This is a genomic window from Sulfobacillus sp. hq2 (assembly GCF_002903155.1).
GTDB classification, from domain to species: domain Bacteria; phylum Bacillota; class Sulfobacillia; order Sulfobacillales; family Sulfobacillaceae; genus Sulfobacillus; species Sulfobacillus thermotolerans.
Window position 1 is genome coordinate 1 of the sequence record NZ_NWUL01000039.1, and the last position, 18,612, is coordinate 18,612.

At 51.5% G+C, this 18,612-nt stretch carries 18 protein-coding genes, 1 pseudogene and 1 CRISPR repeat array; of the genes and pseudogenes, 15 read left to right on the forward strand and 4 right to left on the reverse strand.

Annotated features, from left to right (window positions below; all coding sequences use genetic code 11):
* Nucleotides 1–292 precede the first annotated feature (292 nt).
* The 3 genes from CO251_RS11445 (at nt 293) to CO251_RS11455 (ending at nt 3,363) form a co-directional block, all read left to right on the forward strand.
* Complete coding sequence (locus CO251_RS11445) at nt 293–802, forward strand: GNAT family N-acetyltransferase (protein ID WP_103375959.1); 510 nt, start codon at nt 293–295, stop codon at nt 800–802.
* 455 nt (nt 803–1,257) lie between these two features.
* Nucleotides 1,258–2,199 (forward strand): ornithine cyclodeaminase family protein, encoded by a 942-nt coding sequence (locus CO251_RS11450; protein WP_158246311.1) that lies wholly within the window; start codon nt 1,258–1,260, stop codon nt 2,197–2,199.
* Nucleotides 2,200–2,214: 15 nt separating this feature from the next.
* Complete coding sequence (locus CO251_RS11455; protein ID WP_103375961.1) at nt 2,215–3,363, forward strand: FAD-binding oxidoreductase; 1,149 nt, start codon at nt 2,215–2,217, stop codon at nt 3,361–3,363.
* A 312-nt stretch (nt 3,364–3,675) separates the two neighbouring features.
* Here CO251_RS11455 and CO251_RS11460 read toward each other — a convergent pair whose 3' ends face one another.
* Complete coding sequence (locus CO251_RS11460; RefSeq protein ID WP_158246312.1) at nt 3,676–4,224, reverse strand: Uma2 family endonuclease; 549 nt, start codon at nt 4,222–4,224, stop codon at nt 3,676–3,678.
* Nucleotides 4,225–4,931: 707 nt separating this feature from the next.
* On the opposite strand from CO251_RS11460, the gene CO251_RS17950 reads away from it, so the two are divergent.
* Nucleotides 4,932–5,342, forward strand: coding sequence for a recombinase family protein (locus tag CO251_RS17950; RefSeq protein ID WP_304465937.1), 411 nt, complete (start codon nt 4,932–4,934; stop codon nt 5,340–5,342).
* Nucleotides 5,343–5,489: 147 nt separating this feature from the next.
* Here the strand turns inward: CO251_RS17950 and CO251_RS11470 are convergent, their stop codons facing one another.
* The 3 genes and pseudogenes from CO251_RS11470 to CO251_RS11480 form a co-directional block, all read right to left on the reverse strand.
* Entirely contained in the window at nt 5,490–6,830 is a 1,341-nt protein-coding gene (locus CO251_RS11470; RefSeq protein ID WP_103375963.1) for a HEPN domain-containing protein, read from the reverse strand.
* Nucleotides 6,831–7,079: 249 nt separating this feature from the next.
* Nucleotides 7,080–7,235: pseudogene (locus CO251_RS17775) on the reverse strand (transposase); the annotation flags it as partial.
* A gap of 207 nt (nt 7,236–7,442) precedes the next feature.
* A complete protein-coding gene (locus CO251_RS11480; RefSeq protein ID WP_103375965.1) occupies nt 7,443–7,631 on the reverse strand; it encodes a hypothetical protein in 189 nt (62 codons plus the stop codon).
* Nucleotides 7,632–7,831: 200 nt separating this feature from the next.
* Between CO251_RS11480 and CO251_RS11485 the strand changes: the two genes are divergently transcribed.
* From CO251_RS11485 to CO251_RS11535, 11 genes are all read left to right on the forward strand, one after another.
* A complete protein-coding gene (locus CO251_RS11485; RefSeq protein ID WP_103375966.1) occupies nt 7,832–8,065 on the forward strand; it encodes a hypothetical protein in 234 nt (77 codons plus the stop codon).
* A 283-nt stretch (nt 8,066–8,348) separates the two neighbouring features.
* Nucleotides 8,349–8,525, forward strand: coding sequence for a hypothetical protein (locus tag CO251_RS17440; RefSeq protein WP_158246313.1), 177 nt, complete (start codon nt 8,349–8,351; stop codon nt 8,523–8,525).
* A 520-nt stretch (nt 8,526–9,045) separates the two neighbouring features.
* Nucleotides 9,046–9,765, forward strand: a complete 720-nt coding sequence (gene cas6, locus CO251_RS11495) for a CRISPR-associated endoribonuclease Cas6 (protein WP_103375968.1) — start codon at nt 9,046–9,048, stop codon at nt 9,763–9,765.
* Nucleotides 9,758–11,884, forward strand: a complete 2,127-nt coding sequence (locus tag CO251_RS11500; protein ID WP_103375969.1) for a hypothetical protein — start codon at nt 9,758–9,760, stop codon at nt 11,882–11,884. Before cas6 ends, CO251_RS11500 begins: the two co-directional genes overlap by 8 nt.
* Nucleotides 11,884–12,321 (forward strand): type III-A CRISPR-associated protein Csm2, encoded by a 438-nt coding sequence (csm2, locus tag CO251_RS11505; protein ID WP_103375970.1) that lies wholly within the window; start codon nt 11,884–11,886, stop codon nt 12,319–12,321. The genes CO251_RS11500 and csm2 overlap by 1 nt, the downstream gene beginning before the upstream one ends.
* Entirely contained in the window at nt 12,305–13,003 is a 699-nt protein-coding gene (gene csm3, locus CO251_RS11510; RefSeq protein WP_103375971.1) for a type III-A CRISPR-associated RAMP protein Csm3, read from the forward strand. The genes csm2 and csm3 overlap by 17 nt, the downstream gene beginning before the upstream one ends.
* Nucleotides 13,003–13,929: a hypothetical protein gene (locus CO251_RS11515; protein ID WP_146039069.1), complete on the forward strand. Its 927-nt coding sequence runs from the start codon at nt 13,003–13,005 to the stop codon at nt 13,927–13,929. Before csm3 ends, CO251_RS11515 begins: the two co-directional genes overlap by 1 nt.
* Nucleotide 13,930: 1 nt before the next feature.
* The gene (locus CO251_RS11520; RefSeq protein ID WP_103375973.1) at nt 13,931–15,244 is read left to right on the forward strand and encodes a hypothetical protein; all 1,314 of its coding nucleotides are present in this window, start codon (nt 13,931–13,933) and stop codon (nt 15,242–15,244) included.
* Nucleotides 15,245–15,411: 167 nt separating this feature from the next.
* Nucleotides 15,412–16,493: a CRISPR direct-repeat array (repeat unit 30 nt; unit sequence GTTGGGATTGTACCTATAAGGGATGGAAAC).
* Between the two features lie 854 nt (nt 16,494–17,347).
* Nucleotides 17,348–17,722, forward strand: coding sequence for an HNH endonuclease (locus CO251_RS18095; protein ID WP_103375974.1), 375 nt, complete (start codon nt 17,348–17,350; stop codon nt 17,720–17,722).
* Nucleotides 17,723–17,984: 262 nt separating this feature from the next.
* The gene (locus CO251_RS11530) at nt 17,985–18,179 is read left to right on the forward strand and encodes a hypothetical protein (protein ID WP_103375975.1); all 195 of its coding nucleotides are present in this window, start codon (nt 17,985–17,987) and stop codon (nt 18,177–18,179) included.
* A gap of 152 nt (nt 18,180–18,331) precedes the next feature.
* Complete coding sequence (locus CO251_RS11535; RefSeq protein WP_103375976.1) at nt 18,332–18,574, forward strand: hypothetical protein; 243 nt, start codon at nt 18,332–18,334, stop codon at nt 18,572–18,574.
* Nucleotides 18,575–18,612 lie beyond the last annotated feature (38 nt).

Consider the following 18,612-nt stretch of genomic DNA (forward strand, 5'->3'; position numbering starts at 1 on the left):
CTAAGAAGCGGTGGCATGATGACACAGGAAGGTGGCTCCGTTTGATCCATTGACTAACGATGATCAGACTTGGATAAGTCCATCAGAACGGATAGTCTCTTAGCCACCAATACATGGGGCCTTTTTTATTGCGCCTAACCGGGTTCTGCCTTTTATGTTTATGGTTGTACTCCGGCGGGTATGGGCTCAGACACTCCCATATAACTGGAAAGGCATTTGAGGGTAATGCACAACTCTGGAGTCTTTGGGGGCCTATTGGATAGGACAGGAATGGAGAGCGGGAAGATCGATAATGTGGACAATTCGATTGATTGACAAGACGGATGTAGCCAAGTTTATAGATTTGCAAAACGCGTTGGATAAAGAGACACAGTACATGTTAATGGAGCCTGGTGAACTTTCGGATAGTGTGGCCGAATGGGAGAAACGGATTGTTCCCTTCATCGATCAGCCTCACAATGGATTTTGGGTTGTTGAGGCTGTTGATGGCACGTTGGTTGGATTTTTGCGAGCGCGTGGCCATACTCCACGGCGCATGGCGCATTCGGCGTTGATTGTTGTCGGTATTCGTCAGGCGTATTGGGGACAGGGTATCGGCACTCAGCTTTTTCAAATATTGGAGAGTTGGGCTAAAGACCACCGGATTTATCGAATTGAATTAGACGTTATGGTGACAAATCGCTGTGCCCTTGGGCTATACCACAAAATGGGATTTCAAGTCGAGGGATTGCGGCGACACAGTATTCGCTATACGGATGGCCAATTTGTGGATGAGTACATGATGGCGAAATTGTTGGATTGACATCCTCCCCACGGCTTGAGTTATCTATAGTCAAATGTTAAAAACCTTACAGAGTGAGGCCGTTGACATCGTAGACGTATCTATGATGGTAAACACGAAAAGCGAAGGACTTCATCAAAGGTAAGACATTCGGGGCTTTGAGCCGTCGGTGTGCGGGCTTTCTACTTCAGAAAATCCCTAAAGATAATCATTCTCCGGCGAAGAATTTCTTTCCATTAGGCGACATATTTGTCATAGAAGGCATGTTGAGCCCTTAAGATAACTGAAGGAAGGGGCTTTTCAGCGCACGTTGGTAAAAGAGTCGTTGTCCAGAGAATTTTAGATGTCATGGGATTGGGGGCGTTGTGATTGTGACGATTTTTGTTTTATGGCCCTATTAAAAACCAGTGGCCTTTGTTATGGTTGAGGCAAATACCACGTTCAGCGTGCCGGCTTGCAAACTTGGAGTGGGGAAAATGCCAATGTGGATTGGAGCTCAAGACTTAGAAACAGCGCTTGATGATGTGATGTTGCGGGCACACTTGAGCCGACGACTCACGGCCCCCTTGTCTCACGAACCCGTGCGCGTGGTCCAGCCAGACGACAAAGGCCATATTATTTTAATGGCGGCCAGCTGGGCAGACCTTAGTCTATCGTTGGTGAAGGTCTTATACGAGCGTCCAGCTAACAAAAGTCTTGCAAAGACCAAACCGGTTTTAAACGGTACGGTCAGTATTTACGGTGCTGACGGTGAGGTGATCGCTATTGCCGATGGGGCAGCTTTCACTGGGATGCGCACCGCAGCCATTGCCGCTCTTTCAACGCAGTGGCTTAGTGTAGCGAATGCGTGTCAATGCATCCTCGGGGCTGGCTTTGAGGCCTATTATCACGCCAAAGCCTTCGCGCGTTTGGCGGGAGTTCGCTCCATTCGCTTATGGAACCGCACACCAGACGCGGCATATGCCCTGCGAGACAGACTGTGTTCCCTTCCTCAATTTGCTCATGTGTCCATTAGTGTCCATACCGCCATTGACGAAGCAGTAGCTGATGCCGATGTTATCACCACGGTCACGTCTTCACCGACCCCCTTATTTGATTCCCGTATAATCAAAACGCCAGTGCTCATTAATGCGATGGGAGCCTATTTACCTACCACGCGAGAACTTGCTAGCGACATTGTGGCCAAAGCTACGTTGTATGCTGATTTTCTGCCAGCTTGCCTCAGAGAAGCTGGTGACTTTCTCATTCCTGCTGCAGAAGGTCTTGTCGATTTAACAAAAATTCGTCCTTTGGCTAGTGCCCCGCATTATGGACCCCAAGAGGGGATTACGGTCATGAAAAGTGTCGGGTCGGCCGTTTTTGATCTCGCTTGTGCCGAATATTTGGTCGGAGTTCAAGATCAACGCCCAACAGGGTAGAAAAGAGGAGAATCGGTGACGGATAATGCGGACGTCATTATTGTGGGAGCAGGCCTCATTGGCTTATCCATTGCCTATCATTTAGCGAGCAAAGGAATTTCCAACGTCATTGTCATCGACAAAGAAGGGGTGTGGGGCCACGGCTCGTCTGGACGTAGTGCAGGGGGAGTCCGCCTTGAATTTTCTCATCCGAGCGCCGTTAAATTTTCCCAATACGGTCTTGAAATGTTTCGCCATTTTGAAGACATCTTCGGAATTTCGTCGTCATTTAATGCGTGCGGATATCTCTTTTTAACGCGCGATGCGAGCAAGTGGACGGTTATGCAGAACTTATCGTTAATGCAACAAGCCCTAGGCGTTCCCGTTAAATGTCTTTCGCCCCAAGAGGTCGCGAGCCAGTTTTCGTATGTCCAAATGGAAGGACTCGTGGGAGGAACGTTTTGTGCAGATGATGGCATTGCCGACCCGGGCGCGGTCCTTTATGGTTTTGCCAGACGGGCCATAGACCTTGGGGTCACGATTCGCTTGGATGAACAAGTCACTGGTATTCTCATGAACCATAATCACATTGCTGGCGTGAAAACCACCAAGGGGATCGTTATGGGAGGCGTCGTGGTGAATGCCGCGGGTCCGTATGCCGCCGCCGTAGGGCAGATGGCAGGGGTAGAAATCCCTGTGCGTCCTTACCGCCGTAGTATTTATGTTACGACGCCCTTTAGCAAACTTCCTCAAACGATCCCAATGACCTTGGAATTAGAAACGACATCCTATCTTCGCCGCGAAGGTGACAGTATTTTGCTTGGGATGTCCGACCCTCATGAACCGAGCAGTTATCATACGGACGTCGACCACCAGACCTTGGAGAAGCTCATTGACACTATACTGCGATGGGTTCCCAATTTAGCGGAGGCTTCCATTATGCGTGGATGGGCGGGCTTATATGAGGTGTCGCCGGATGACACGGCGATTATCGGTGAAGTGCCGGAAATCCCAGGATTTTATATGGCAAACGGGTTTAGTGGCCACGGCTTTATGCACTCTCCTGCTACGGGGCGAGTCATTGCCGAGCTCATTATGGGGGAAGAGCCCTTTGTTGATTTGACCCCATTTGCGCTCGCTCGCTTTAATGCGGATCGTCCGACCACAGAAACGTTTGTGATTTAGTAGGCTAGGCGGTTTCCCCTTCCGCCTCCGTAGATTTTGTCACCTAATTGGATGGTGTCTGTGCGTAGTGGAATTTTGCTTTTTTGGTGATTCAGCCGGATGTCTTGTTGATATACAAGCGCTTAAACGGGCGTAGATAAGGCAGAGGTCAAACAGCAAGCGACACAAGACATATATAACCATTCAATGAGTCTGAGGCTGCAACTGAAATCTCTTCAATGCCTCGAGGCCGGAGGTTGTGGTAGTGGGAATCGCAAAGAAGTCCGTTCTGTCCGATTCCAGTGAGGTTTATGGTGTGAGTTGTAACGGGCTTCACGGCAGAAACACATCGGATACGTTCAGGGGAATGTCTGGAAAGAGAGTGCTGTGAATTGTCTCATCAGCCCGAAACGGTCCAGTGACTTCGTAGCCCTCTGACGTTAAATGATAGAGAGTCAACGTTTCGGTCTCAGGATCGACAATCCAATATTCTGGCACACCAAAGCGGGCATAGAGGTGGGCCTTCACGCCGCGATCTCGGTCACGGGTGCTAGGGGATAAGACCTCGACAACCAGATCTGGTGGACCTTGCACGTTGGCTTCCTTGATGATATTCAGATGTTCAGTCAGAACAAAGAGCAGGTCCGGTTCGGTCACGTTGTTGTCATCAAATACGACATCAAATGGGGCAGGATACCACCGTCCATAACCATGAGATTCAACATGGATAAAAAATGCTGATAAGTGTCGAATGACATTTTGATGTTGCTGATTAGGCGAAGGGCTCACGGCCAAATCTCCTTCTAAAATCTCATAGCGTTTGCCGTCGTCTGGGAGCTGGGCCAAGTCTTTTGCCGTAAACACGGGACGGATAATGTCCATGCATTCTCGCCTCCTACTTCTCATTATAGCAATGCAATGGAATGCTGGCGATTCCCGAGTCTATCTGATAATTCGCCTTTTTTGCCAATCCACATATACGGGTGGTATACGTGAGCCGTTGTCTCCGGGTCGTGGGATGACAGCGTTTACCTAAGGGTCTACGTTATTAATGCCTAGAACCGGGACCGAATTGGGTAGGAATCCTCCCATGGAAACTTGCTATGCTGAGAGCACCACACCCAGCAGGGGTGGCAATCGGATGAGGAGGGTGTCATGTGAAACAATGGTGGCAGACGATCAAGGTCGCGGTCCGCAAGCGGATAGGGGCCAAAGAGGGCAATGTGTTTATCGAAAATGGGATTTGGAGTGTCATTGGGTGATCGCGTAAGGCCTCGGGTTATTCGATCGTGCAGACCTGTCCCTTGCCTTACGTACATGAGCAGAGGTGTCAACGAGTGGTCGCACGCGTTACGACGGTCGAGTTCATGGCGATAGCTCCGCACGATGCGGAGCGCGTGAAAGAGTTTTTGGCCCCGCTCCAGCGGAGGGGGGAGATAACCAAGGAATATGTTGATGTTGCCATGCCAATGACATGGGGAACCGCACGGCATGGAAAGCTCTGAACGATGACGCGTTGCGGCATCGGTTTGATGCCGTGCTAGTGTTCAAGCTCGACCGCGCCTTTCGCTCCGTGAAGCACCTGCACGATACCTTATGCGGTACACGTCGGGTTTTTAAGAGCTCAAGAAGGCTTTGACACGACCACGGCATTAGGTCGGTTACTCCTCAATCTGTTGGCCAGTCTCGCCGAGTTTGAGCTGGAATTGATTCGCGAACGCGTCACGGTGGGTATGGAGCGGGTCAAACGGGAAGGGAAAGCGATGGGGCGGCCGCGGATGACGGATAATCCGCGGCCGCCAACTGGCACAAGCCATCGAGGCCGAGCGGTCCGGCCAGCTGAATTATCGCCGAGCGGCCCGGACCTATGCTGTGTCACGGATCACGACGATAGGGGATCGGTGTGTATCAAAAAGGGGGTCTCGGTGAGGACCCAGAAACCCGCGGCATCTCGTCATCGCGAGGGGGAGACTCCCCTGTACCCAAAAAGAGGTCGCTAGGGGTACGACGATTCGACTCGACTTCACTCCGACAACGTGAAGAGCTCAGCGAACTCGGATATAGTCTTTTGGTGCCTGTTCGGCCAGAACTGAGACAATTATCCGAGCTGTCAAAATCTTAATGGTACACAGTCTTTTTTCTTCGGCTTAATTTAACAGCCATGGCAAGTCATTTTGAATGTGATTTTCCGGGATCGATATGGCCATAGCATCGAGTAAAAGTAACGTAAGTAAATATCGTAGCCTCTTGGTTAGGCGTATAAGTTCGCTCCCCTGGGCCGTTAGGATGGCGAGTTCCTCAGTATAGTGCGTCAAATAATTCCGTGTGTCGACTATTTTTTGGATAAAGGGCTGTTCGTCGTAGTTTGATACAATTGCTGCCTTTTCACCGGGGCTTATCACACCTAATAACTCTTTTAAACGTTTTCGTAACGAGTATTCGTATCCAAATGTAACTTTGTTTTTGAGGCTTTGCCGATGACTGCTATTGGATATGAAAGACGGTATTTGGGACACCCATTCGGCGATTGCAGTTCTGTAGTCATCCGGCGCCATGTATTGCCTAGCAGGGAACCTGCGACGGTGATAGCTTTCGATACCTTGAATGAGGGCCAAAAAACTAAATTCCGAAAACTGTGTAACGCCGAAAATGGTTGCGGTATACAACCCAATCACCGGCCGATAAGTGTCGAGATTATCGAACCACTGTGGTACTATCAACGAAGCAGTAGATTGAAACACGGAAAACGGCACCACGAAATGGTCACGATGGATCTTGTCCAGTAGTCTCTTGGGGAGGGTTGAATAAAACACCTTCACTGAATCTGTTGTCTTCGTATCATGTTTCAGCTCGACGGTTTGTACATACGTAGCTTGTCCAAATAATACAGTAAGGAAGTTACCCAAATCAAAGGACATGCTGAGCAACGTGTCGAGGGTTTCACCTTTATCAAAGGTAATGTGGAAGGACCATCCCACCGTGTTAATATGACTTGTTAAGTTCTTGAATGTTCTGTGAGTTGGGCTGAGTGCCATAGTGGCTCTGAGGCTACGGATATATCCGCAATCGACATCGGAAACGGTGCCGGGGTTAGCCACCTCTGTAGGTTGCCAGACCCAATATTCAATATAGGTATATTCGACGGCCATATGACGGTAGAGCGTTTCCAGGGTTACGTACGCACCAACCACCATGTATTTAGTGATGAAAGAAGCAGCATGAATGGCGCCTTTCTGTCCCGAGCTTATGCTACCCCCTGTGTTCTTTAAGTCAATGAGCGTAACGGCTTCCCCATTCTGGGTCAGTCCATAAAGGTGTGATGCCTTTTGAAATAGCGTCTGATCGGCCCATAATGTTATGGTGGTGAATGTGTTATGCCGAAACTCTACTGTGCCAAACCATTTCACCGAAGGATTTTCCGGATCCCACCAGAGCCCAGAAAGATCAAAATCTGCGGTTAAGCTTTTTTCTCGTGCTTTATTCTCCATAATTATATTCCTTTCACCATGAGAATTGCTTCAATCCGACGTGAAGGCTACGTTCTATCGTCCCCCGACTTCGTTCCAAGTCTGTTCACGCTGAATGAAGTTGTACGGCTGATTCCATAAAGCAATCGAGAAACCCTTCCGAAACTCCACGGATTTTGCTAGATAGTTCTTGCTGAAAAAGTCTCTTTTGTACTTAGGAACCTCTCTGGGGGTTATAGGCCCAGGCCTACCTTTCGCGGACCGAGGACGTTAGCCAGCCTGCCGCTGGGCCCAGCGGCGCACATTATGGGCGAAGATCCCTAACCCGATCCCCGTCGCCTCCGCGTCATAGCCCCGATATCGACTACGTCGGAGCCCATACTTCCGTTTGAGGCGACTCATGGTGGCTTCTCCTCCGGCTCGCCAGATCGCGGAATGGGTGATGTTCAGCGTTCCCTGAATAGGTCTGTCTTCGGACGGCAGACTCATCGCAAAGTCTTGCGATGCCAACGTAACATTCGCGGCAATCGGATGGACATGCCCCACGAATACGTATGAATAACAGGACATTTGATGGTCTCCTTTCCCTGCTTGCTAAACACGCAGAGAGTCATGGTCATGGTGAAAGGCCTACTAGGAATGGTTTCTCGGCCGATACACATTCAGCCCAATCTTTTCCTCCCGACCCGGCCCCACCGCCACATTGCCTTCCGTACTCGCAATAATCGTTGTCTTGCCGGAACTGGACGGGCCAAACTCTTGCGTCAGGTCTATGCGGATGGTCAGGATGTCGCCGTCGAGCGTCCATTCGACATTTTTCATGAGAGGCCTCCTTTGCGCCCGTGTCCTCTTCTTCAGTATAGAGAGAATAGGAGGTACAGACAAGCCGTCGGTCTCGGTCAAGAGACGGCTGGACAAGAATACAAGGCTCACCCCCCGATGCACTATTTTCACGAGCGTCTTCAACGGATAACATGTTGGCTGTCACATGACTTACATCATGACTGAGGGGTGTCAACGCAATGAAAACGCTACGGTGTATTATCACGGGATGGGTAGCGCCCGATGAGGCACAGGAATGGATCGGCATCGACCCCACAGATTCGGGACGGGGATGGGGTTTAGCGTATCGGCGCGATCCAGATACAGGCGCCATCGCCACGGAATGGTGGCATTGGCGAGAGACTGCGAACGAAGAGGGGAAGATGTCCTCAACCGCACAATCTGTGCCGTACACAGCCACCCAGGAGGAGTGATTTAGACTTATTGTCATGGCGAGTTGAGAACTTCGCCTCGATTATTGGAACCGGACTTTTGCAGGGGGGTGGCCGAGAGGACGGGATGACAGTGTCAAATAGGCGTACCATTTACGCCTGCCTTCGACGCGTTATGCATAGCGTCTATGATTCCGACATATTTCGCGTAGCGACCGGAATACAGTCAATTCTACATGATACGCTAGTGACGCAGGACTATTGGAAACATATGGGTGCTATCATGTGAAATCCTATGAATATCGGATGCTGAGAGGGGGCTCCCATGCATAAATCTACTAATGCCTTTTTAGCGGCTCTGTTATCTTTGATGGGCCTCACTCTTATTGGGATGGCGTTAGATAACATGCTTGCGCTTGCGATCCCGCTAGCGGTTGTCGAATTAATTGGTATCGTTGGCATGATTGTGCGAATGCCGTCCAACAAGAGGAAGGGATCGTAATTTTGTTTTGTTGATGCGATTTGCCGGAACCGTGACACCGCTGCTTTTCGATTCGTTGTCGAGTCCTCCAATTATATCTGCGAGGGGCGGACGAGACGGACGTAATCAAAATGTGTTTATCAGTTTCCCTTGGGGCAGAGAAACGACGGATTCGATAGCTGTGATGATAAGTCTTCAGAGCATGTTTGTGGGATGCGATGCGTGTGGAAGGAACCAGGCCTTTTACGGCTCGTTGTAGTTCTAGACATGGTGTGCGAATATCTGACAGGGTCCCTGAGAAGAATCATGTGCCTGTGCTCTAGCGAGAGTGGCGCGACCACGGCCAACCCGTCGATGTGGCCGCAGAGGCCGGCTTTCATGGTAGTTTTGGTAAATTCCGCGTCTTGGGCGGAAAAATTTGTGGATTTTTTGGAGGAATTTTCCGGAACCGTGGCGAAATCTTAAAGCGTATGTTGGTTTTCAGCATTTGGATATCGGTCAAATCACTCACAGAACACGATCACGAAAGGGATGAAGTGCCGTGCGTATTCGGTTACGCATAGAAGGTCCCCTCATCGTCCCCATAGCCTATCACGCTCTATTGCAACAAGCATTGTATACGCTTGTCCCCGCGGAGGTCGTGCAGGATTGGCGACGGGTGCGGGGTGTCCGTCCTTTTACCTTTTCGCGCTTGCTTGGCCGCATGCAACAAAAACCGGAGCATACGATTGCGTTCGCCGGGCCGATAGATTGGTGGATTAGCTTGCGGCGGGCGGAAGATATGCGCGCCTTGTTAGACCGAATCGCCGCGAACGCGGTTCTTGTCTTGGCCGATCAACGTCGAGACATTATCGGGGTTGCGGTGGAACCTCCGTTTGTGTGGACTCGCACTCTGATGGGGATCACTACGCTGTCACCGATTGTGGCCGATGATAACATTAATGGACACATTATATCCTATGGGCCCGACGAGCCCTTATTTCAAGACCATATTGCCCACAATGCGGAAATCAAGGCGCAGCAGTTTCTTGGACATGCGGCTGGACCATTGGCGATTTATCCCCTCGAGGCCGTGCGTGTCCGCAGTTGGTATGGCACAACCCCCGTCGTAGGCTACCGTGGACGCTTTTTGTTGGCGGGAGATCCCGACTTGCTGACGCTGTTGTACGATGTCGGCGTGGGTCGACGAAACGGGTTAGGTTTTGGCTGTTGTGACGCATTTTTGCCGACGTCGGCCCACGAGGCGATTGCTCATGCGTGAGGTCTTGCATTGGGTTTTACAGCAGTGTGCAACATGGGCAGACCAACCCGTACACGTGCGTGTCGATGGTCAGACCCTTGAAGTGCGACCAGAGCCTGGACGCACGTTTCGGGTTGAACCCCTGCCGTCCATTTTCAACGATGTGTCGTTATCCCAAGGGCTTGCTGACTCGCCTCTGTACGTGGTGCCGGACGCTGGACGGGTGCCCTATCCCTGTCCCATCAATCGGTCAGCATTCTGGAGGGAGTGGGGGCGCAGTGTATCCCGAGTGATTGGGCAATGCGCCGCCGTGGTCGGTTCCGTGCCCCAGGTACTGGAACGCGTCCTGGCCATCGTGGGTCGCGAATGGTCGGGGTTCGGGCTGACCGTAGTTTCTAGTGGTTCAGTGGTTGCCCTGCCCGTGTATTTGCGAATGCAGGTCGCGTGGGCATTGGCGGCCCAAGCCGGGCGAGCTCGTTTGGTATACGGCGACTTTTCAGGCATTCAAGCGTACGTGTTTGCATCATCACGTCTCGGTGTTTCCGGGGTGGCCAAAACCTTGCGGGCCCGTAGTGCCCGGATCGGGTTGCTCTCGCTTGGGGTCCCGTGGGCGACGAGTGTCCAGATAACGCAGACGGGACTCCTGGTATTGTCTTCTGTGGGTGGGGGATTTTCCCTGTTGTTGCCTCCCACAGCGTCGCTGGCAGCCTTCCAATCGGAAATAAACGCATGGCTCCATGACGTCACACATGCCCAAGTTGTGTTGTATTCGACTGAAATGGAGGTCACGGCCGAAGAATTCTTCGAGAATTATGGGGTGGCGATGCGTGATCTTCATGCCCAAGTGGGGGCGTCGAAGCGGCAACCCTTGAATTCCTACCTGTTCTCGACCACTGACGCACGTCACGATCCCTGGGTGTGGCGTACGCCGGGAATATTGCAATCGCGCTGTGCTCGGTGCGAGAAATATCCGGTTTACAATGCCGAGGGGCTCTGCTACGGATGTGCGGTGGACCAACAGATTGGCAGCTTTTTGCCCCGCATCCAGTGGATTCAGTTGCGTAACGATTCGCATGGATCGGTGGCAATAGGGCCTCATTGGAGTCTCGCGCTAAGCTCAGAGCGCCCTCAAGAACAGACGCACCAGATGGTTACACTCAACGACGTTGCGCAGCCTCCGATGCCTACTCTATGGATGAACGTGGCGTTGCCCATTGCCTCCGAGGATTGCCCACACTGTCAACGGGCCTCCGTGGACGATCCGGTGCGGGCGGGCCAACCCTATACGTTTGCCTGTTTAGCGGCTTTAGAGGCCGGGGCGACGCCGCGGTTGGGGTATCTCAAAGTGGATGTCGATAATCTAGGGTTACTCATGACGGTGGGATTATCTCAGAACACCACAGTCGGCACGGATGTCTATCGCGTTATTCGTCTTCAAGAGACGGTCGACCGATTTTTTACTGAAGGGGTGCGGCAGTTAATGCAGGACGGCCGGATGCTCTATACGGTGTTTTCCGGAGGCGATGATCTCTATCTGATTGGTGGGGCGCAACATATCGCGCAATTCGCCCTTACCCTGGCCGAACGATTTACCGAATATACGGGATATCATTCGGACGTGACGCTGTCGGCGGGCATGATCTTCGTGGACCCTCATCTGTCCATTGCACTGGCCACAGAGGCGGTAGAACGCGCCTTATATCAGGCAAAACATACGCCGTCTGCGGACCGCAGGGCCGCTGGGATTCTGACGGGGCGCAATCAAGTGACCATCGGCACTACCACATTAAGCTGGCGCCGCTATCGACTCCTCTGGGAGGAATCGCAGGAGGTCGCGCGTTTACTCCGACATGAGTGGTTAAGTGCCAGCGCATTGCATCGTCTCCTTCAGGCTGCCCAATACGCTTTGCAGCGACCGATAGAGGAACAAGCCGCCAGCTGGTTTCCGCGGGCGACGTACGAAATGCGCCGCCATTTCACGGCTGACGAGCAGCAACCCGTCCGTACATGGCTCGCGCCCTACCTGCAAGCCGATAATCCCGATCTGTTTGCACGGCTCACGTTGTTTCCGCTGTTAGTCTCATTGGTCCGACTCCGGAGTGATTCGGATCCGGCCCATATTGTCCAAGAAGGGAAGTAATGCTGATGTCGCTGATTACCGAGAACACCTATTTACGGCAAGGCTATCTAAACCCGGAGGGCGGATACCGTCGAGAAATTTATCGGGAAGAAGCCCAGTTTGTGGTGGATAAATTGGCTCGAGGCACGTCTATTCATGCATTGCGGCGCTTTTATAACCGAGTCAAAGGGTTGGAGCGCAGCATGGACCGAGGGCGTTTGTTTAATCAACAGAAGTCGCAGTTGTACGAGTTACAATCCCATGCGTACTATGCGGCGAAGCGTCATCTCGTCAATGCATTTTTTCCCACATTCATGGATCGCAATGTCGACCAAGCCGTTACCAATTGGGAGCAATTTGAGGGATTTGTCAAACATTTCGAGAGCGTCGTGGCCTATTTCCCCACGGAGCCCGGTTTCCCACGACAAGGAGGGACGTCTAATGGGCAAGCCCGATAATCGGCGACCGGATTTAACCTCCAATCCTCATTTGGTAGAGATATGGGAAGTGACAGCCGAGTTAACTTGTGTGACAGGGTGTCATGTGGGGGGATCAAAAGATGTATTGGAAATTGGTGGCATTGACAACCCCATCGTTCGCCATCCTCTCACACAACGGCCGTATTTGCCGGGCAGTAGCTTGAAGGGCAAATTCCGCAGTCTGTTGGAGGCGGCTGATGGCAAAGGCGTGAATGGCGAGCCGTGTGGATGTGCTCAGCCGACCTGTCGCGTTTGCCGGTATTTTGGCCCACACCGCAAACCTCGGCACACGTTGAATCCGACGCGCTTCCTGTTTCGCGATGCCTTTTTAACGCCTGCCTCTCAAGACATATTGGAAACCGCTTATGAACAAATGGGCTTGTTTTTTGCCGAAGAGAAATTTGAAAATACCATCAATCGTAATACCCACGTAGCGACCAATCCCCGTGTTCAAGAACGGGTGCCCGCTGGGGCCACGTTCAACTTCGTGCTGGGCGTGCGGGTTTATCAGGGGGATGATAAGGCGCTCATCCGATCGACCATTCAGGAAATGGTGTCCATGGTGGAGCATGATGCGCTAGGGGGTGGAGGATCACGCGGTAGCGGTCAAATCCGCTTGGATCACTTGCGGATTCGTGTCGTGTGGCCGGATGTGCCGTGATGACCGGATATTGTTGGACCCTCCGGCCGCGCTCCCCATGGAGTCACTGGCCCACGAGTGATCTCCTAATGGGGCACTTGGCTTGGGCCTATCGCGACTGTTATGGCGACAGGGCCATGAATGGGTGGTTGCAGCAATTTATTGAGGGGCAGCCGCCGTTTGTAGTATCCGATGCATGGCCAGCCGGCACGTTGCCGCGTCCCATGGGATTTCCCCGCCGCACACGCCCTGCACAAGGCGAGGATAAAAGCGTCATCATCGCGGCCTTTCAACAGCACAAACAATTCAAACGCCAACGGCTGATCGCTGCAGCCGACTTCTGGCGCTTTATAGCGGGAGAGACTATGGGCGAGGATTTTCGCCTGCAAGAGGAACCTCAGGGGATGAACACTCTGCATACCGGCGTGGATCGCCAGACGGGTGGCGCATTGGAGGGAAGCCTGTTTGCCCGCGAGGGACAATGGAGTGCGGAGCCCGTCCAAATCTATCTATGGACTCAGGATCCCCGTCTTACCGAACTGCTAGCGCGGGTGGTGGCCTATCAAGGCATTGGGGGAGAGTTAAGCCGTGGCTACGGTCAAGTGGACTGGGCAGGATGGGAGCCATGGATCGCGCCGCCTGTTCCGAATCCAACGGCAGAAATTTGGCTCGGCCATGGCGTCCCAGCTCCAGATGATCCGCCGGGACTAGCCTACCGCCTTCACACGAAATACGGCCGCGTCTGGGGGGCTCAGTACGCCAGTCCATGGAAGGCGCCTATCTTGCAGGTGCAACCCGGTGCAGTGTGGCCGTTAAGCCGCCCGTGGAAGGGTTGGACCGGACGTGTTGTGACAGCCGTGGCCTTGGCTCCGCAGGTCGTGGACTTTGGCCTTACGGTTACGATCCCCGTCTGTCTGGGGAATATCGGGGAGGAGGATAGGATATGATATGACGATTTTCCTAAGTTTCGCTGGCGCGCGTGATCCTGTTGCGGACGACACCAATGAGGAAGGTTCGATTGTCACCTTATGGCGGTGGTGGCGCGACCACGGTCAACCCGTCGACCAGGTGTGGCTATTTTCCGTGAATGCCGAAGGGCAACAGTATGCGCAGAATACCCGGGATTGGTTAATCTCAGAGCACTTGTGCACGGCCGAACAGATTCAACTCTATCATCGGGAAGCCAGCCCCGTCGATTATGAGGCGGTAACCCAATTTGCGTTTGAGGTCGTACAGCAGAACGTCAATACCAGAAATGACAACGACGTGACGATTTTTTTTAATGCCAGTTCTGGCACACCGACAATGAAACTCAGTGGATCCTTGCTGTCTGCGGCGGGACTTCTCCCAGGCGGGAAAATCTGGACGGTCCTGAATCCACGGCATGTTGGAGAGCATCAGGAGCGGGTTAGCGTCCAGGATGTCCGCTTTATAGGAGAATACTTGCTGCGTGAACGGCTTGGCGAAGCGGTAGCAGGCAATCAGTTTCAAACGGCGATCGCTTTGGCCCAAGAATGGGGACGCATTACCATTCATGACGTGGTGCGACGCACCAGCGCGGCGCTTCTGTCGGTATTGCGAGCCTATCGTGCTTGGGATTTGACCGATTTTGCCGTGGCCCGACGTTATCTCACCCAGGTGGATCGGTTGGACGCGGTGCCGTGGACTCCGGAGGGACGGGACGCATTTGACCGCCAACGACGTTGGTTGAACAATACGGCCTTGGAATCCACTGAAGAAAATCCGCTGAATTTGGTGGAACTGTATTACTCGATTGAACGGTATTCTGAACAAGAGCGGTATACCGATGCGTTAGCGCGAGGCCGCCGACTGGTTGAAGGCCTCTTATACTATTACTATCACGCGCAGTATCGCGTGAATGTGCGGAGGGTGGCTAAACACTGGGTGGGGCAATTGCCGCAGAATTTGGCCGAGAAGTTTCGGGATGAGGGGGAACGCTATGTTCCCCTCTTGGTCCTCGCTCGTACCCTCACCGAGGAGAGTCCGGACCCGACCGTCCGCGAGCTATGGGCAGATATTGACACTTTTAAGGCACTTATGGACGTGCGCAATCAATCCCTTGCGGCGCATGGCATGCAGCCAGTCACTCGGGAGGATGTTGCGAAGGTCCGGCCGATTCTCCGTAAGTGGGTCATGACCTTGGTGCCGGACACCGGGGAATACCTCAAGCTCTATCCGTTGACTCCCGCCATGCGCCAACGCGTGCTGCAAGATTTAGGATTGCCACCGGGTAGGGTATAATAGTGTCGTCGATGTCCAATCGGGCCAAAACTCCGGGAGATCGACGACAAAGACCATCGTACTCAATGCGTTGCTACGGAACGGTTGCGAGGTAAGAGTCTACGTTACTAGTAAAATATTCCATATTATCAAAGGGTTGTGTTTGGCGTGGCGTAAGGGCCAAAGGGGTTGGGATTGTACCTATAAGGGATGGAAACCAATTCCCGCATATGGGGAATTATCGGATGAAATGTGTTGGGATTGTACCTATAAGGGATGGAAACTCCGTCAGGGAGAAAAAGGCTGGTCTCAGGATGAGATGTTGGGATTGTACCTATAAGGGATGGAAACAAGAACAGTAATTCCGGGCGGATGCCCCCGCTGCGTTGGGATTGTACCTATAAGGGATGGAAACAGAGCCATGGTCACTGTCTCTGCCGAACCGTCCCACAGTTGGGATTGTACCTATAAGGGATGGAAACATACTCCTCCAATTTTCTCTCTAACCACGCTAATACGTTGGGATTGTACCTATAAGGGATGGAAACCATACTTCATTCCATATCTATCAGGGATTTCGTCCGTTGGGATTGTACCTATAAGGGATGGAAACTTCCAGGTGATCTCGCTGATTGTGGTTGTGGCGGAGTTGGGATTGTACCTATAAGGGATGGAAACTTCCTCCTCCTTTTTCGCGCATGGTCCTAGCCATGGTTGGGATTGTACCTATAAGGGATGGAAACTTTTTACGCGAAAGTCATGACGCCTCGGAACTGCCGTTGGGATTGTACCTATAAGGGATGGAAACCCCCACCGAAGGGCTTCGCGCGTTGTGTCCATGGGGTTGGGATTGTACCTATAAGGGATGGAAACATGTTCCCGCCCATTAATTTGCGGCCTTCTTCTGCGTTGGGATTGTACCTATAAGGGATGGAAACTTCCTTTAAGGCTTGAGGAAACGTGATCACAGACGGTTGGGATTGTACCTATAAGGGATGGAAACCGGAGGAAGAAGTCCGCGAAGCCCTCGAACTCTTGACGTTGGGATTGTACCTATAAGGGATGGAAACTTCCCCCTTCAATGCCCCGCAATAGCACGTCCCAGGTTGGGATTGTACCTATAAGGGATGGAAACAAAGGTAAATCAGGACGAGAAGCGATAGCCCAACGGTTGGGATTGTACCTATGAGGGATGGAAACTCAAAATCCTCTGTGGTGTTGTAATAAAGGGCTAAGTTGTGTTGGGATTGTACCTATGAGGGGCGAATTCTACACAATGAGATGGACGACATCCTTTTAGGAAGGGATGTCGTCCGTTCATTTTGCTCATTCTAGGGCGGTTAGCGGAACAATAACATAACTCGACCTGAGTCATAGTCAATCCTGAACTATAGTCCCCGCAAAAATTTTCCCATGTTTACTTTCTGAGCAGAACCCCGGCTCCTGGCTGGCGAAATCTTGACTGGGGAAGAGAGGACGAGACAGGAGAGTGAAAAGTTTGGTGTGGCGACAAGCGGGATGGGGGGGATGAGGTACTGTGCCTAATCGTTCGAAAGATCCCTAGGCCGTGGAGCCTCGGAAACTGCCTTCTGGTCGTTGGAAAGGTCGTGTGGTGCGCTATGACGAGAAGGGCAAACGGCACGAACTGACGCAAACGTTTGACACGAAACGCGAAGTGAAGCAATGGGCCGAGTTAAGGAAGCAACTCAATAGCGAGATAATCCGAACCGGGAACCCGCCGAGTGAAGAGCCATTGGGAAAGTATTTCGAGTGATGGTTCGGGATATTGTAGCGGCGTAGGATTCTACTCGCGGCGACCATGGAGAATGTCGCCAAACCTATTACTTAATAATGGTGGTACAATGTTGTCGTCGTTCGCTGTGCTCGGCTTCGTTCCCGAAGGTGAGGTCGGCTAAAACGCGACTTGCGTTCCTGGTAAGAAAAATATTATCGGGGGTGGTGCTTATGCCGAGACTTTTAAGCGAGACGTTAGACGGATTCGATGTCAATCTTGGCGTTGTGACGTTACGATTTGGTAGTCTAGCTAAGGCATTTGTTTCCATTACCAGGAAGCCGGGCAGGACGAATGACATGCGTTGTTAAAATCGTAGAAAGGATACCCAAGTGCAAGAATGTGTATTTTGCCGAAGGTCTAATGTCGCATTTCAGCGTGATGAACACATTATCCCGGAATCGACTGGTGGACCTCTCATTTCCAAAGGGAGGGTCTGTGATCATTGCAATAATTATTTCGGAACTCAAATAGAAGCGCGTGTTCTCGATCATGAGTTTGGTTTAACGCGAGCGCTGTTATCGGTCCCCAATAAGAAAAAGAAACCGGCTAAAATCCAAGGGAAAGGCTATGACATTCAAACTACACTATCCCACAACGGTCAGAGGACAATCCGTATATCGGTCACACCTCAAGATCCTCAATCTGATTTATGGGTCGTTGAACATAATGGGATGAACAAGTTCAGTGTGAGTCGGCGGATTTAATTGGATTGACGATACACCTGCTCAGTTAGTAACACATTTCGGAAACCAACAACCTCTTTTTCTTCAACTCAAGGGGAAGATAGGATGGTCTTCTCAAATTGTTAAACAGCTTGCTAACGCTAGAACTATTGCTTTGGCGTTGGCTAATCCAAATATCACAACTCAACAACGAATTGCATTGGAGTCTATCCCGACTGAAATCAAACTAGTTACTAGTACAAGTGGCGATCCCGTAGATGATGTCGAGATGGAGGGCTATAATGTGCTTGGAAATTGGATTTGGACGTTTGAAGTCAATGAAGGGTATAGTAGTTCGGGAGGCGTTATTACATCGGTATCGTTTCACAATTACTACGGCACAGCTGAAGCGTGGGATTGGGTACAAACGGGCTCACCATCCACGACATTTATCACGACGACTGGCGGCACCGACTTCCTTACAGAGAATTATGACTAATTTACTTCAGACTATGAAACGGTTAATAACGTTCAGCTAAATATCACGTATTATGCAAATGGAACATTTTCGGCGATAGGATATATCAATGGAAAAGAACAATAAAGGCAAAAGAACAAGAACCAAGATGTTTAAAGAAAGGAGTAGACCACATGTTTCGTTGGCTTCGACGATACTGGATTGCACTAATCATAGCGCTAGGGAGTTACGTGTGGTTCATCTTAGCCCAACCCGCAAAAATCGTCACTGGTACGGGAAGTAAAATAATTTCTACCACGAACACATCCGCAACGTTGTTAGAGATGGCAGCACGACAAAGCATCGAACCTGCCATTGTAGTGCTACTTCTGGGGATAGTCATTACATGGGGGATCCGCCGGTTGCGACATCGATAAATACTTGACTCAGTAATTCTAATATCCCACTAAAAATG

Coding starts and splice junctions, on each gene's coding strand:
- CO251_RS11445 (WP_103375959.1), top strand. CDS start 293: ATGTGGACAATTCGATTGATTGACAAGACGGATGTAGCCAAGTTTATA.
- CO251_RS11470 (WP_103375963.1), bottom strand. CDS start 6,830: ATGGAGAATAAAGCACGAGAAAAAAGCTTAACCGCAGATTTTGATCTT.
- CO251_RS11485 (WP_103375966.1), top strand. CDS start 7,832: ATGAAAACGCTACGGTGTATTATCACGGGATGGGTAGCGCCCGATGAG.
- csm2 (WP_103375970.1), top strand. CDS start 11,884: ATGCTGATGTCGCTGATTACCGAGAACACCTATTTACGGCAAGGCTAT.
- CO251_RS11520 (WP_103375973.1), top strand. CDS start 13,931: ATGACGATTTTCCTAAGTTTCGCTGGCGCGCGTGATCCTGTTGCGGAC.
- CO251_RS17440 (WP_158246313.1), top strand. CDS start 8,349: ATGCATAAATCTACTAATGCCTTTTTAGCGGCTCTGTTATCTTTGATG.
- CO251_RS11500 (WP_103375969.1), top strand. CDS start 9,758: ATGCGTGAGGTCTTGCATTGGGTTTTACAGCAGTGTGCAACATGGGCA.
- CO251_RS11480 (WP_103375965.1), bottom strand. CDS start 7,631: ATGAAAAATGTCGAATGGACGCTCGACGGCGACATCCTGACCATCCGC.
- CO251_RS11535 (WP_103375976.1), top strand. CDS start 18,332: ATGTTTCGTTGGCTTCGACGATACTGGATTGCACTAATCATAGCGCTA.
- CO251_RS11460 (WP_158246312.1), bottom strand. CDS start 4,224: ATGGACATTATCCGTCCCGTGTTTACGGCAAAAGACTTGGCCCAGCTC.
- csm3 (WP_103375971.1), top strand. CDS start 12,305: ATGGGCAAGCCCGATAATCGGCGACCGGATTTAACCTCCAATCCTCAT.
- CO251_RS11515 (WP_146039069.1), top strand. CDS start 13,003: ATGACCGGATATTGTTGGACCCTCCGGCCGCGCTCCCCATGGAGTCAC.
- CO251_RS11450 (WP_158246311.1), top strand. CDS start 1,258: ATGCCAATGTGGATTGGAGCTCAAGACTTAGAAACAGCGCTTGATGAT.